This window comes from Pseudoxanthomonas sp. SORGH_AS_0997 (assembly GCF_031453535.1).
Lineage (GTDB): Bacteria > Pseudomonadota > Gammaproteobacteria > Xanthomonadales > Xanthomonadaceae > Pseudoxanthomonas_A > Pseudoxanthomonas_A winnipegensis.
This window is the reverse complement of the sequence record NZ_JAVIZI010000001.1, coordinates 521091-535981: the sequence shown is the minus strand read 5'-3', so window position 1 is coordinate 535981 and position 14891 is coordinate 521091. Positions and strand designations below refer to the sequence as shown.

The window sequence follows — 14891 nt, the reverse complement described above, 5'->3', positions numbered from 1 at the left end:
TGGTGGACGATGCTGGTCATGCGTTCAATGTCCTCAACCCGGCAGCTTGAAGTCGGCCACGGAGCGACGCAAATCCGATGCCAGCTGGGTCAGGTGTCCGATCGATTCGGCGGTCTGCCCGGCGCCCTGCGAGGTCTGCAGGGTGATGCGGCGGATCACGCCCATGGTCTGGGTGATGTCCAGGGCCGCAGTGGACTGCTGCTGGGCGGCGGCGGAAATGTTCTTGATCAGCTCGTTCAAGTCGCTGGACACCCGCTCGATCTCGCCCAGCGCCGTGCCGGCGTCCTCGGCCAGGCGCGCGCCGGAGACCACTTCGGAGGTGGTCTGCTCCATCGAGCTGACCGCCTCGTTGGTGTCGGCCTGGATCGCCTGGACCAGCGATTCGATGCGCTTGGTCGCGCCCGAGGTGCGTTCGGCCAGACGCTGCACTTCGTCGGCCACCACCGCGAAACCGCGCCCGGCCTCGCCGGCCGAGGCCGCCTGCACCGCCGCGTTGAGCGCGAGGATATTGGTCTGCTCGGAAATGTCGTTGATCAGTTCCACCACCGAGCCGATCTCCTGCGAGGACTCGCCCAGGCGCTTGATGCGCTTGGAGGTCTCCTGGATCTGGTCGCGGATCTGGTCCATGCCGCGGATGGTCTCGCGCACCACGCCCGCGCCCTCGGTGGCGATCAGCACCGAGCGCTGCGCCACCTCGGCCGAGTCGGTGGAGTTGCGCGAGACCTCCTCGATGCTGACCGCGATCTCGTTGATGCGGTCCGAGGCGGTGGTGATCTGCTCGGCCTGATGGTTGGCCGCCTCGGCCAGCTGCAGCGCGGTAGCCTGGGTCTCCTGGGTCGAGGCGGCCACCTGCACCGAGGTGTCGTTGATCGTGGTCACCAGGTGACGCAGTTCGTCCACCGCATAGTTGATCGCGTCGGCGATCGCCCCGGTCATGTCCTCGGTGACCGAGGCCTTGACCGTCAGGTCGCCCTCGCCCAGCGAGGAGATTTCGTCGAGCAGGCGCATGATCGCCTGCTGGTTGCGGCTGTTGTATTCGACCTGGGTCTGGTAGCGGATTTCCTGCTCGCGCTGGCGCCCGGCGTAGAGGCTGTAGAGCAGCGCGATCAGCGAGAGCACCAGGATGGCGCCGCCGACGATGGTGTACCAAAGGTTGGGGAACACGCGCGTATCGCGCACCGAGCCGAAGGCGGAGAACGCGTCGAACAGCTTCTTGCTGTCCTCCAGCATCTTGCCCGAGCCCTCGGTGATCGCACCGGAGGCCGACTGCGCGGCGAACAGGCTGCGCGCACTGCCCAGGATCGCGTCCAGGTCGCGCTTCATGCCGGTCCACAGCGTCTGCGACTGCTCCAGCGCCTGCACCGCCGCCGGCACGCGCAGCGGGGCGATGCCCAGCTCCTCGTTGCCGTTGCGCAGGCCTTCGATCACCTGGCCGAACAGCAGCGCATCGCGCGCCAGCGCGTCGCCGGCCATGGTCGCCGTGCTGCCGCCGGCGCGCATCTCGGTGACGTTGCGGGCCATGCGGCCGGCCACCACCACCTGCTGCAGCGCGCTGTAGACCTGCGAGGACGGTGCGCCGCTGGCGGACATGGCGCGCACTACCTCGTTGAGCTGCGCCTGCAGCTGCGGCACCTGCGCGCCGAAGCGGTTGGCGTTGCCGGCCAGCGCCAGCACGGCCGGCTCGGCGTTGACGATCTGGCCGGCGCTGGCGTCCAGCGGCTTCCACGTGGTCAACAGCTGCTGCAGCGCGCCCTGCACGCCCGGCTCCTGGCCGAAGCGCTCCTGCAAGCCACTCAGCGTCTTGTTGATCTGGCCGCGGGTGGCCTTGAACGCGGCGTAGGCCGGGGCGTTGCCGCCGACGGCCTCGTTGGCCTGGTTGGCCAGTTGCTGGGACAGCACCTGCAGATCGGCCGCGCCGGTCGCGGCGCCGGACAGGCGGCTGCCCTGATAGGTCGACATGGCCGTATTGGCCGTCACCACCAGGAAGGACAGCACCAGCAGGATCGCCCAGAACGTGGTCCCCATGCCGCCCAGCCTGGCCTTGGGCGTTTCCGCGGCAGTACTCATTGCTTGATCCCCGAAAAGAACATCAGTGAATGCACGCGCGCCGCCACCCCAGCGGCGCTGCGTCTCCGGCGCCGCGCTATTGCGCGGCCTGCCGGAACTCCGGCGTTCGCGCCAGCAGCGATAGCGCGAACACCCCCCAATCCTGGCCGTCGCTGGAAAACGCCTGCGAGACGAAATGCCCGAAGCGGCCATCGGCCAGCGCCCCCGACGCGGTGACCTGGTCGCGGCCGAAGCTGCGCTGCCCGTACAGCTCGTCGATGGTCAGCGCCACATCGCCACCGGCCTGGCGCATCACCAGCACCCGCTGCCCCTCGTGCAGCACGGTCCGCTCGCCCTGGAGGAACTGCTTCAGGTCGATCACCGGGAACAGGTTGCCGCGCAGATTGCCCACGCCCAGCATCCACGGCTGCGCGCCGGGCACCGGCGTCACCGGCGGGATCGGCACGATCTCCACCACCTCATCGAAACTGGACACCAGCCGGCGCGACCCGATCCGGTAGGCGACCCCGCGCCACTGGTCCTCCTCGGCGCGCGCCTGCGGCAGGGCCACCGCGTGGGCCAGGCTGCGGCGCTCGTAGTCGGCCAGGATGTCGAACGGCGTGCGGATCATGCCGACACCTGCGACGGCGCGAGGCCGGAGGCGTGGGCGGCGGGGCGATGGGAAACGGCGTCCATGGCGTTCCCTGCGGCTCAGGCGGCGACGTGGGTGCGGATGGCCTCGAGCAGCTCCTCCCGCGTGAACGGTTTGGTGAGGTACTGCTCGGACCCGACGATGCGCCCGCGCGCCTTGTCGAACAGGCCGTCCTTGGAGGACAGCATGATCACCGGCGTGCTCTTGAAGACCTGGTTGTTCTTGATCAGCGCGCAGGTCTGGTAGCCGTCCAGGCGCGGCATCATGATGTCCACGAAGATGATCTGCGGCTGCTGATCGGCGATCTTGGCCAGCGCCTCGAAGCCGTCGGTGGCGGTCACCACCTCGCAGCCCTCGCGCTTGAGCAGGGTCTCGGCCGTGCGCCGGATGGTTTTCGAATCGTCGATCACCATCACCCGCAGGCCGTCCAATCCACCGGCCTGGCTATCGTTGTCTGTCATGGCGGAGCATTCCCCTGGCGCGCGACGCTTCATCGGCGGCATCGCTGCGAAGCGCCTTATATCCCACCCGTCCACGCGGCCTGTCAAGACGGCGCAGCCGGTGGCGCGCGCTCTGTGACGCCCATTGCAGAACCATGGGGCGCGGCCGGCGCCTGTTACCATCAGGACCCTGTCGCACCCCCTTCCTGTACGCCTCATGCCTCTCGACGTCATCGTGGTGATGGACCCCATCGGGTCGATCAAGATCGCCAAGGACACCACCTTCGCCATGCTGCTCGAGGCCCAGCGGCGTGGCCACCGTCTGCATTACGTCATTCCGGGCGGGCTGTCGCTGCGCGGCGGTGCGGCCCTGGCGCGCACCGCGCCGCTGACCGTGGCCGACGACAAGGCTGGCTGGTTCACCCTGGGGACCGAGACCGAGACCGTGTTCGGCCCGGGCCAGGTCGTGCTGATGCGCAAGGACCCGCCGGTCGATCCGGAATACGTCTACGACACGCAGGTGCTGGAGATCGCCCAGCGCGCCGGCGCGCTGGTGGTCAACAACCCGCAGGGCCTGCGCGACTACAACGAGAAGCTGGCCGCGCTGCTGTTCCCGCAGTGCTGCCCGCCCACGCGCGTCAGCCGCAGCGCCGCCGAACTCAAGGCCTTCGTCCACGAGCACGGCCAGGCGGTGCTTAAGCCGCTGGACGGTATGGGCGGGCGCTCGATCTTCCGCACCGGCACCGGCGATCCCAACCTCAACGTGATCCTGGAAACGCTGACCGATGGCGGGCGCAAGCTGGCGCTGGCGCAGAAGTTCATCCCGGACATCAGCGCCGGCGACAAGCGCGTGCTGCTGGTCGACGGCGAGGTGATCGACTACTGCCTGGCGCGCATCCCGCAGGGCGATGAGTTCCGCGGCAACCTGGCCGCGGGCGGCCGCGGCGAGGGCCGCCCGATCAGCGAACGCGACCGCTGGATCGCCAGCCAGGTCGGCCCGGCGATGAAGGCGCATGGCATGCTGTTCGTCGGCCTGGACGTGATCGGCGACTACCTGACCGAGGTCAACGTCACCAGCCCGACCTGCGTGCGCGAGCTGGACGCCCAGTTCGGCCTGAACATCGCCGGCCAGCTGTTCGACGCGATCGAGCGCAAGCTCGCGGCCTGATCCGCGCCATGTCGTCCGCCGCGCTGCCCGCGCCCCCGCTCGACGAGAACGCCCGACTCGGCGCCACCCTGGCGCTGTCGGTGCTGATCCACGGCATCGTGCTGCTCGGGCTGGGCTTCGCGCTGGACGACAATGCGCCGGTGGTGCCGACTCTGGACGTGATCCTCAGCCAGACCAGCACGCCGCTGACGCCCAAGCAGGCCGATTTCCTGGCGGCGGCCAGCCAGCAGGGCGGCGGCGATGCGCAGAAGTCGCGGCGGCCGCGCGAAAGCCAGGCCGGCGTGGTGCCGCAGGCCGAGGCCGGCGTCTCGCCGGTGCCGCTGCGCGCGCAGGCGCCCGACGCCGCCCCGCCGCCGCAGACCCGGGTCGTCACCGCCGCCGACTCGGACATCATCGTCCCGCCGCAGGAAGCGCATCCGCGCCCGGACCGGCCTGGCCTGCCGACGGGCGAGCAGAAGATCGAGCACGACATGGAAATGGCGCGCCTGGCCGCCGAGATCCACCTGCGCTCGGACCTGTACGCCAAGCGGCCCAAGCGCAAGTTCGTCTCGGCCAGCACCCAGGAATACGCCTGGGCCAACTATCTGCGCGCCTGGGTCGATCGCGCCGAGCGCGTGGGCAACCTCAACTACCCCGACGAGGCGCGCCGCAAGCGCCTGTCCGGGCAGGTGGTGATCTCGGTGGCGGTGCGCCGCAACGGCACGGTCGAACAGAGCCGGATCATCCAGTCCAGCGGCGTGCCGCTGCTGGATTCGGCCGCCCTGCGCGTGGTCGCGCTGGCCGCGCCCTTCCCGCCTCTGCCCGACACCGACGAGCACGTGGACATCCTGCACGTCACCCGGACCTGGGTGTTCCTGCCGGCGGGTGAGCTGCGCGACCAATAGGTCCGCGCAAAGCGCGGGCGGCAGAGCGGACGGACTAGCCTGTGGGTGGTGCCAACGGATCCGCCTCGCCACCGTTGACCACCCCCGTGTAGAGCGGAGCTTGCTCCGCTGCGCTTGTGCAGGATCGTTGGCAAAGCCTCAGCGGAGCAAGCTCCGCTCTACGAGGCCACGAGTAATGTGAAGAGACAGGCGCCCCCCCAGCACGCTGCGCATCACATCGTGTGAGCTGCCCTGGCGGCGATCAGGCTTTCCCGAAGAAGCCGCTTCGCACAAGACCCCACATATTCATCCTCCTGTCTTCGCCGCCTTCGCCGCGCGCAGCGCCTGCTGCTCCTCCAGCGTCAGCGCCACGTTGTTGCGCAGGTAGGCCGGTTCGACGGATTCGGGAGACGGGCGCTCACCGCGGGCCCAGGCCTGCAGCGCCAGAGTGGCCACGTCGGCGGCATGCGGCAGCGCGCCTGCGTCCACCGCGATGAGTTGGTCCTGCAGCCGCGCGGCAAGCGCGCCGTCCACCGCGGCGAATCCGGTGCCCACGGCCTGCCACCCGCCTTCACCATCGGCCAGCGCGACCGCCTCGGGCGCGCCCACCGTCTCGGCATCCAGCGCCTCCAGCACCTCGCCCTGGCGGCGATAGCAGGCGGAATACACCTCACCCATGCGCGCGTCGATCGCGGCCATCACGCGGGTGGCCTCGGCAGGGGCGCGCAGCGCCAGGGCCTGCAGCGTCGACACGGACAGCAGCGGCCGGTCCAGTGCCAGCGCCAGGCCCTGGCCCAGCGCGATCGCCAGGCGCACGCCAGTAAACGCGCCGGGCCCGCGTCCCACCGCGATCGCATCGAGCTGAGACTTGGCCACGCCCGCCTGGTCCAGCAGCGCCTGCGCCCACGGCAGCGCCAGTTCGGCATGGCGACGCGGCGCGAGCTCAAAGCGCTCGATCACCTGACCATCGACGGACAGGGCAACCGAACAGGCTTCGGTGGAGGTTTCAAAGGCGAGCAGGCGCATGCGGCGGATCGGGAGCGAAGAAACAGTGCGCCATTCTGCGCCCTCGCCCCGGCGCGGCCAAACGCGCCAAGGTTGCCTGTGCTCACAGGCCTCCCCGTCGCTGCCATGCACACGGGCACAGCTTGCGCCTGCTGGGAAAAGTGCTCATTACCGTCGTTCCCGCGACAGCGGGAACCCAGCGACTTACGCGCGCAGGAGCCAGAGGCACTGGGTTCCCGCTTTCGCGGGAACGACGATAGAAGGTTCGTCGACGGCGCTTGGCCTTCTGCAGCGAAAGCCGAAGCGCTTGCCTCATTCTTCACCTCGAGCCGCCTTCGGCCGCGCGAAGGCGCCAAAAGCAAAACGGGCCGCCCGAAGGCGACCCGTCGTGTGCAACAAGCAGCTGGCGGCGCGGCTTACTTCACCAGCGCAGCGATCGCGGCACCCAGATCGCCCGGCGAGCGGACGGTCTTGACGCCCGCGGCTTCCATCGCCGCGAACTTGCCTTCGGCCGTGCCCTTGCCGCCCGAGGCGATCGCGCCGGCATGGCCCATGCGCTTGCCGGCCGGGGCCGAGGCACCGGCGATGAAGCCGACGACCGGCTTCTTGACGTGCTTGGCGATGTACTCGGCGCCGGCTTCCTCGGCGTCGCCGCCGATCTCGCCGACCATGATGATGCCCTCGGTCTGCGGGTCTTCGTTGAACAGCTTGAGGCAGTCGACGAAGTTCAGGCCGTTGATCGGGTCGCCGCCGATGCCGATGCAGGTGCTCTGGCCCAGGCCGACCTCGGTGGTCTGCTTGACCGCTTCATAGGTCAGCGTGGCCCGAGCGCGAGACGATGCCGATCTTGCCCGGCTTGTGGATGTGGCCCGGCATGATGCCGATCTTGCACTCGCCCGGAGTGATGACGCCCGGGCAGTTCGGCCCGATCAGCACGGTGTCCGGATGGGCGCGGGTGAGCACGTTCTTGACGCGCAGCATGTCCAGCACCGGGATGCCCTCGGTGATGCACACGATGACCTTGATGCCGGCCGCAGCCGCTTCCAGGATCGCGTCGGCCGCGAACGGCGGCGGCACGTAGATGACCGAGGCGTCGGCGCCGGTGGCCTGCACCGCATCGGCCACGGTGTTGAACACCGGCAGCTCGAGGTGGGTGGTGCCGCCCTTGCCGGGGGTCACGCCGCCGACCACCTGGGTGCCGTAGTCGAGCATCTGGGTGGCGTGGAAGGTGCCCTGCTGGCCGGTGAAGCCCTGCACGATCACCTTGGTGTTCTTGTTGATAAGGACAGACATTGGATTTCCTTCGGTGTCGTGGATCAGGCGGCGTTCTTGACGGCTTCAACGACCTTCTTGGCGCCGTCGTTGATGTTGTCGGCCGGGATGATGGCCATGCCGCTGTCGCGCAGCAGCTGCTTGCCTTCCTCCACGTTGGTGCCTTCCAGGCGCACGACCACCGGCACCTTGACGCCCACTTCCTTGACCGCAGCGATGATGCCCTCGGCGATCATGTCGCAGCGCACGATGCCGCCGAAGATGTTGACGAAGATGCCCTGCACCTTGTCCGAGGACAGGATGAGCTTGAAGGCCTCGATCACGCGCTGCTTGTTGGCACCGCCGCCCACGTCCAGGAAGTTGGCCGGCTCGCCGCCGTTGAGCTTGATCACGTCCATGGTGGCCATGGCCAGGCCGGCGCCGTTGACCATGCAGCCGATGTTGCCGTCCATGGTCACGTAGTTGATGTCCAGCTCCGAGGCGATCACCTCGGTCGGATCTTCCTGGGTCTTGTCGCGCATGGCGACCAGATCCTTGTGACGGAAGTTGGCGTTGTCGTCGCTGTTGAACTTGCCGTCCAGCGCGTACAGGTTGCCATCGTCCAGGATCGCCAGCGGGTTGATCTCGACCAGCGCCAGGTCCTTGTCGTTGAAGATGCGGTACAGGTTGACCATGATGCTGGCCAGCTGGCCGGCCTGCTTGGCGGTCAGGCCCAGCTTGAAGCCGATGTCGCGGCCGTGGTAGCCCTGCACGCCCTCTACGAAGTCCACGTTGAGCGTATGGATCTTGTCCGGGGTTTCGGCGGCGACCTGCTCGATCTCCATGCCGCCCTCGGAAGAGGCGATGTAAGTAATGGTCTTGGTGCCACGGTCGACCAGGACCGACAGGTACAGCTCCTTGACGATCTCGCCGGCGGTGGTCACCAGCACCAGGCCGATCGGCAGCTCGACGCCGGCGGTCTGGTAGGTCGCCATCTTGGTGCCGAGCATCTTGGCCGCGGCCGCCTTCACATCATCGGTCGTCTTGCAGAACTTGACGCCACCCGCCTTGCCGCGGCCACCGGCGTGGATCTGGGCCTTGACCATCCAAGGGCCCTGCCCCAGCGACTTGGCCACTTCAACCGCTTCGTCCGGGGTCGCGGCGACCTTGCCGGCCGGGACCGGGATGCCGTATTCGGCAAGCAGTTGTTTTGCCTGGTATTCGTGGAAATTCATGCGTCACCGTATAGATAAGGTCAGTACGCATCGCGCGCGTCGGCGCGCCCTCCTCAAGACGGGGGCAGCCTGGGCGCCGATGGGCCGCACATTGTCGCCCATGGCGCTGTTGCGACGCAAAAGCGGCGGTTTTGGCGCCGGGCTCCTATACTCGGGTTCGTTCCATCCAGTGGAAGGATTCGTCCAACTTGAGTAACGGGCCCGCCAAGACGCCGACCCTGCCACTGGCCTCGGTTCCACGGCGCGAGCTGTACTCGCTGGCCCTGTACCGGGTCCTGGAGGCCGGCATCCTGGCCGGCATCCTGTTCAGTCCGCTTTCGGACATCCTGAGCAGCGGCGAAGTCCGCTCGCCCTGGCTGGCCACCTGCGCCACGGTGTTCTACCTGCTGTTCTCGGTGGCGATGCTGGTCTTCGGCCGCAACGAAAAACGCCTGCTACCGATCGTGATCATCGGCGTCTGCATCGACATCGCAGTGGCCTGCGTGGTGACCTCGGCCCTGCCCGAAGCCGCGCCGGGCGTGGCCATGCTCCTGCTGTTCAACGTGGCCGCCGCCTGCGCCCTGCTGCCGCTGCGCTGGGGCATCGGCGTGGCCGTGGCCGCGACGGCCGCGCACTTTGGTCAGTACCTGGTGGCCGCTTTCGCGCTGAACGCACCCCCGCGGCCTGTGGCCGAGGTCGTGATGTTCTGCATCAGCTACCTGGCCGTGGGCCTGCTGTCGGTCCAGGTCGGCCTGCGCGCGCGGCGCAGCCAGCAGTTGGCGGACGAACGGGGAGCCGAGGTCGCCAACCTGGTGGAGGTCAACGAACTGATCATCCGCCGCATGCGCACCGGCGTGCTGGTGGTCGATGGCGGCGGGCGCATCCGCCTGTCCAACGAAGCGGCGACGGCCCTGCTCGGCGCGGTCGCCGAGGTGCCCGAGGCCAGCGAGGGCAACCTGCTGCAGAACGTGTCCCCGGAGCTGGCCCGGCGCATGCAGCGCTGGCGCAACGGCTGGCAGCAGGACGAGACACCGCTGGCACTCTCGCCCGACCAGCCGGACATCCAGCCGCGCTTCGCCCGCCTGCTGGCCGGCAGCGACCTCTCGCTGGTGTTCCTGGACGACGCCACGGTGGTCTCGCGCCGGGCCGAATCGCTGACCCTGGCCGCGCTGGGACGCTTCTCGGCCAGCCTGGCCCACGAGATCCGCAATCCCCTGGCCGCCATCAACTACGCGGTGCAGTTGCTGGAAGAATCGCGCGAGTTCAACGCCAGCGATCGCCACCTGCTGGGCATCATCCATCAGCAGTGCCAGCGCACCAATGGCATCGTCGAGAGCGTGCTGGGCCTGGCCCGGCGCGAGCGCGCCATCCCCGAGCACACCGACCTCAACCTCTTCGCCCGCCAGTTCGTCGACGAGTACCAGCAGTCGATGTCGATCGAGACCGACAGCCTGGAAGCGGTTACCGGCAGGCATCAGGTCACCGCCCTGGTCGATCCGCGCCATCTGCACCAGGTCTGCACGGTGCTGGTCCACAACGCCTTCAATTACGGCCGCCTGCCAGGCGAGCCGGCGCGCGTGCGCCTGCGCGTGTTCCAGCTCGACAAGCGCGCCATGATCGACGTGCTCGATCGCGGGCCCGGCATCCCGCCCTCGGTTGCGGCGCAGCTGTTCCGGCCGTTCTTCACCACCTCCGAGCACGGCACCGGGCTGGGCCTGTATATCGCCCAGGAGCTGTGCCGGGCCAACCAGGCGACGCTGGACTATGTCTCGGTGCCCGGAGGCGGTAGCTGTTTCCGCATCGCCATGCCCGGGCCCAACGCCCTGCTGACGAACTGACGCGTGCGGGGTTGCGCCGATTCCGCGGCGCGCCCCTCGCTCGCCGGCCCGTTCAGCCGGTAGACTGGCGGCGAACCACGCGAGACCACGATGAGCGACCCCCGAAGCGCCCTGATCGTCGATGACGAACGCGATATCCGCGAACTGCTGACCCTCACCCTGGGCCGCATGGGCATCCGCATCGACACCGCCGCCAACCTGGGCGAGGCGCGCGCGCTGCTGGCCCGCAACGCCTACGACCTGTGCTTCACCGACATGCGCCTGCCCGACGGCAACGGCATCGAGCTGGTGGGCGAGATCTCGCGACAGTTCCCCAAGACGCCGGTGGCGATGATCACCGCGTTCGGCAATGTCGAACTGGCGGTGGAAGCGCTCAAGGCCGGGGCCTTCGATTTCGTCAGCAAGCCGGTGGACATCAACGTCCTGCGCGGTCTGGTCAAGCACGCGCTGGAACTCAACAATGTCGAACGCCCCTCGCCGGCGCCCGCGCCGGCCCAGCACGCCATGCGCCTGCTGGGCGAGTCGTCCGCGATGCGCGAGCTGCGCGACACCATCGCCAAGGTCGCCCGCAGCCAAGCGCCGGTCTACATCCTCGGCGAGTCGGGCGTGGGCAAGGAGCTGGTAGCCCGTACGATTCATGAGCAGGGCGCGCGCTCGTCCGGCCCCTTCGTGCCGGTCAACTGCGGCGCGATCCCCGCAGAGCTGATGGAAAGCGAGTTCTTCGGCCACAAGAAAGGCAGCTTCACCGGCGCGCACGCCGACAAGCAGGGTCTGTTTCAGGCGGCCAGCGGGGGCACCCTGTTCCTGGACGAGGTGGCCGAACTCCCGCTGCCCATGCAGGTCAAGCTGCTGCGTGCCATCCAGGAGAAGGCCGTGCGCCCGGTCGGCGCCTCGGGAGAGATCCAGGTCGACGTGCGCATCCTGTCGGCCACCCACAAGGACCTGGGCGAGCTGGCCCACGATGGTCGCTTCCGCCACGACCTGTACTACCGCATCAACGTCATCGAACTGCGCGTGCCGCCGCTGCGCGAACGCACCGGCGACCTGCCGCAGCTGACCGGCGCCATCCTCAACCGGCTGGCAGGCAGCCAGGGACGCCCGGCCCCGCGTCTGACCCCAGCCGCGGCGGATGCGCTGTCGCAGTACGCCTTCCCTGGCAACGTCCGTGAGCTGGAGAACATTCTCGAGCGCGCCATGGCCATGGCCGACGAGGACGCCATCGACGCCAGCGATCTGCGCCTGCCGCAGGGTGAGCGCCGATCTGCCGCGGCGCATCCTTCCGCGCAGTCCCCGCTGCCCCAGGACTACGACCCGTTCCGTTCCGCACCCACACCCCAGTTCGGCCAAGGCCTGCCGTCGCAATCCGGCGCCTCGTCCGCGCCAACGGCCAATGAAGCCGAAGGCCCGCTCCCCTCCTACATCGAGCAGATGGAGCGCGCCGCCATTCACAAGGCCCTGGAGGACAACCGCTGGAACAAGACCAAGGCTGCGGCCCAGCTCGGCATCACCTTCCGCGCATTGCGCTACAAGCTCAAGAAGCTCGGCATCGAGTGAGGTCGGACCTGCACACCTCCCCGGGCGATCTGAAAGTGAGACTTGATGTGCGACTTGAACTGAGACTTCGTCCAGCTTCTTCGCGCAAATCTTTCCCCAACGACCGGCGGCTGACGCGATGCGTCACTTTTTGACGCAACAAGGCAGAAGCGGATCGATAGGTCCCCGCGCGACTGCCCCAACCACGGGTGACTCGCCCGCGGCAGGGCCGCAAGGCAATGGCAACGTTGGCACGCTTCGTGCTGCGTACCATTCGCACGTGGGTACCCACGGCGCCCACGGTCCGCGACATACCAGGGACACGGGGAGACAGTGTCCCTCAACCAGTTCCACCACCCTTCGAAGGAATTGCTCATGAAGAAGAACATGCAGGGCTTCACCCTCATCGAACTGATGATCGTGGTCGCCATCATCGCCATCCTGGCCGCGATCGCGCTGCCGGCTTATCAGGACTACGTTGCTCGCTCGCAGGTGTCCGAGGCCGCCACCCTGGCCGCCGGGGCGAAGACCGCCGTGACAGAGCAGTACGCCAATGTCGGGTCCTTCAGCAACATCACCAACGCGACTGCTGGGCTGGCCCCCGCCGCCAGCATCAAGGGCAAGTACGTGACCCAGGTCGTCGTGAACGCTGGCAAGGTCACTGCCACCATGGGTGGCAGCGCCAGCGCTAAGGTCTCTGGCAAGAAGCTGGCGTATAGCCCGTACGACCAGGGTGGCTCGGTTTCCTGGTCCTGCGGCACCGGTGCCGGCACCGACGTTCCGTCGAAGTACCTGCCCAGCGCGTGCCGTTGATTTAAGCACCGCGACACAGCTGCATCGATCAAGAAGGGCCGCCCATGCGGCCCTTCTTTTTTAGAGAGCCGAACGCATGACCAGACAGGCGGGACTGAGCACGGGGCTGGGCATCCTGTTGTTGGCCTTGACGGCCGCCCTTTACTTCCCCGGCTTGTCTGGAGGTTTCATCTTCGATGACTTCCCGAACCTGGTGCTGGACACCAACTGGAAACTCCAGCACATCTCCTGGAGCGAGGTGCAAAGCCTGCTCCACTCCGGCATCAGCAGTCCGGCGGGACGCCCCCTGGCGCTTCTGAGCTTCGGCCTGAACTACCTGGCGACCGGACTCGATCCCTTTGCCCTCAAGCTCACCTCACTGGTCATGCATCTGGTCAATGGCCTGTTGGTGTGGGCCTTGGTCCGCCGCATGGTGACGCTCGCCGGAATCCGCAAGCCGGTCTCGGAGCATGCCGCCTGGGCCGTCACCGCCGTCTGGCTGCTGCACCCGATACAGGTCTCCACCGTCCTGTACGTCGTCCAACGCATGGAGATTGGCGCTGCCACCGGCGCACTCGCCGCCGTGCTTGCCTATGTGGTTGCGCGCCAACGTCAATGCCGCGGGGCAAGCGCGTGGCCGTGCTTCACTTTCGCGGTCATCTTCATGCTGCTGGGTGCCGGCTTCAAGGAAACGGCGCTGTTGACTCCGGGTTACTGCTTCCTGATCGAGGTGTTCCTTCTTCGCTTCCGTACTCGCGAGGGCGCAGCGTCCCGTGGCCTGATCCTGCTGTATGGCGTTCTCGGGGTCGCGGCGCTGGCGGCCTTTGCACGATGGATCGCGCTTCCAACACTCTCGTTGCCTTCCGATCTTTCCGCGCGGCGCTTCACGCCATGGGAGCGCCTGATGACCCAAGGCCCAGTCCTGGAAACCTATCTACAACAAATCGTGTTCCCGCGACTGGACAGCTTGACGTTCTATTACGACAACTTCCCGGTCTCCCGCGGTTGGTGGTCGCCGCCCGCGACCGCGGGAGGCGCCGCCCTGGTGATCGGCCTGCTCGCCGTCGCAGGGCTTGCACGGCGCAGGTGGCCTTTGACAGGGCTTGGGATCACATGGTTTTTCATGGGGCACGCGCTGACCAGCAACATCCTGCTGCTGGAACTCGCCTTCCAACATCGCAATTACCTGCCTCTCCTGGGAATTCCACTGGCGCTCGTGGAGCCTGTTCAATGGGGCCTGCGGCGCCTCAGCGCACTGGCGCGCGCTGCTGTTGTGCTCTGCTTGATCGCCTGGCTCGGCGGCCTATGTGCGCTCGAAGTCAGGACCTGGTCCAACCCCGCCCGCCTGGACTGGACCCTGGAGAATCGCAATCCGGGCTCGATGCGCGCGACCTATGCACTCGGTGCACGCCTTTTGCAAAGCGCCCAGGGCGACACCGCCAGTTCCCGCTGGTCAATGGCCAAGATCGAGTTCGAGAAGTCCGCGTCGCTACCAGACCCCTCACCACTGCCTCTGCAGGCACTCATCCTGATGGAAAGTCAGGCGAGGGAGCCGATTCCGGTCTCGCTCTGGAAGCGTCTTGGTGATGCGCTGGTCCAGCGACCCGCCGATCCGGAAGCCCTTAATTCCCTCCACGCGATCATCCAGTGTCGAATCGAGGGACGATGCGCGCTAGACGACGACCTGCTGATGAGGACGCTGGGACGCGTCCTGGATCGGAATCCCTCCAATCCCGCGGTGCTGACACTTTATGCCAATGCGGCCTGGAACATTTCCCGGGATCAGGTCCAGGCCATCGCGCTCCAGCGCAAGGCCGCTCGGCTGGACCCCGGTGTGGACTATCGCGTTGCCTTGGCGAAGTTCCTGCTTGCCTCCGGCCAATACGACGAGGGGATGGCTGTCCTGTCGGAACTCGAACTCAGGCCGGACGCTGTGTCGCCGGAGGACATGCACGCCTTGCACGAGCTTACTCGTGGCGCCTCGCAGAGCAGTGACAGGTAATGGGCAGGCAGCGTGGAATCACTCCGATCCAGCCGCTGATCGTGATTGCCATCTCGCTCTTCTAGCTGCCCTTGCGCCGCCTGCCTA

Annotated in this window: 11 protein-coding genes and 1 pseudogene; 6 read left to right on the top strand and 6 right to left on the bottom strand. The window is 67.6% G+C overall.

Features of this window, described 5'->3' with window-relative positions:
• Window positions 1–33: 33 nt before the first annotated feature.
• From QE438_RS02505 to pilG, 3 genes are all read right to left on the bottom strand, one after another.
• The gene (locus QE438_RS02505) at window positions 34–2067 is read right to left on the bottom strand and encodes a methyl-accepting chemotaxis protein (protein ID WP_130519273.1); all 2034 of its coding nucleotides are present in this window, start codon (window positions 2065–2067) and stop codon (window positions 34–36) included.
• 76 nt (window positions 2068–2143) lie between these two features.
• A complete protein-coding gene (locus QE438_RS02500; RefSeq protein ID WP_306996167.1) occupies window positions 2144–2674 on the bottom strand; it encodes a chemotaxis protein CheW in 531 nt (176 codons plus the stop codon).
• Between the two features lie 83 nt (window positions 2675–2757).
• On the bottom strand, window positions 2758–3159 hold the full coding sequence (pilG, locus tag QE438_RS02495) for a twitching motility response regulator PilG (protein WP_130519276.1): 402 nt from the start codon (window positions 3157–3159) through the stop codon (window positions 2758–2760).
• A gap of 196 nt (window positions 3160–3355) precedes the next feature.
• Here pilG and gshB point away from each other — a divergent pair, with 196 nt between their 5' ends.
• Both gshB and QE438_RS02485 read left to right on the top strand, forming a co-directional pair.
• Window positions 3356–4306: a glutathione synthase gene (gene gshB, locus QE438_RS02490; RefSeq protein WP_306992799.1), complete on the top strand. Its 951-nt coding sequence runs from the start codon at window positions 3356–3358 to the stop codon at window positions 4304–4306.
• Window positions 4307–4314: 8 nt separating this feature from the next.
• Window positions 4315–5190, top strand: a complete 876-nt coding sequence (locus QE438_RS02485) for an energy transducer TonB (protein ID WP_306992801.1) — start codon at window positions 4315–4317, stop codon at window positions 5188–5190.
• Between the two features lie 285 nt (window positions 5191–5475).
• Here the strand turns inward: QE438_RS02485 and tsaB are convergent, their stop codons facing one another.
• The 3 genes and pseudogenes from tsaB to sucC all read right to left on the bottom strand — a co-directional run bounded on the left by tsaB (window position 5476) and on the right by sucC (window position 8660).
• Window positions 5476–6195 carry a tRNA (adenosine(37)-N6)-threonylcarbamoyltransferase complex dimerization subunit type 1 TsaB gene (gene tsaB, locus QE438_RS02480; RefSeq protein WP_130561829.1) on the bottom strand — a complete coding sequence of 240 codons (720 nt, stop codon included), beginning with the start codon at window positions 6193–6195 and terminating at the stop codon, window positions 5476–5478.
• A gap of 395 nt (window positions 6196–6590) precedes the next feature.
• Window positions 6591–7467 (bottom strand): annotated as a pseudogene (gene sucD, locus QE438_RS02475) (succinate--CoA ligase subunit alpha).
• Between the two features lie 23 nt (window positions 7468–7490).
• Window positions 7491–8660, bottom strand: coding sequence for an ADP-forming succinate--CoA ligase subunit beta (sucC, locus tag QE438_RS02470; protein WP_130519285.1), 1170 nt, complete (start codon window positions 8658–8660; stop codon window positions 7491–7493).
• A gap of 188 nt (window positions 8661–8848) precedes the next feature.
• Between sucC and QE438_RS02465 the strand changes: the two genes are divergently transcribed.
• The 4 genes from QE438_RS02465 to QE438_RS02450 all read left to right on the top strand — a co-directional run bounded on the left by QE438_RS02465 (window position 8849) and on the right by QE438_RS02450 (window position 14804).
• Complete coding sequence (locus tag QE438_RS02465) at window positions 8849–10477, top strand: ATP-binding protein (protein WP_306992809.1); 1629 nt, start codon at window positions 8849–8851, stop codon at window positions 10475–10477.
• Window positions 10478–10567: 90 nt separating this feature from the next.
• Entirely contained in the window at window positions 10568–12031 is a 1464-nt protein-coding gene (locus QE438_RS02460; RefSeq protein ID WP_306992811.1) for a sigma-54 dependent transcriptional regulator, read from the top strand.
• A 354-nt stretch (window positions 12032–12385) separates the two neighbouring features.
• Window positions 12386–12823, top strand: a complete 438-nt coding sequence (locus QE438_RS02455) for a pilin (RefSeq protein ID WP_131660694.1) — start codon at window positions 12386–12388, stop codon at window positions 12821–12823.
• A gap of 76 nt (window positions 12824–12899) precedes the next feature.
• Window positions 12900–14804 carry a hypothetical protein gene (locus QE438_RS02450; RefSeq protein ID WP_306992812.1) on the top strand — a complete coding sequence of 635 codons (1905 nt, stop codon included), beginning with the start codon at window positions 12900–12902 and terminating at the stop codon, window positions 14802–14804.
• Window positions 14805–14891 lie beyond the last annotated feature (87 nt).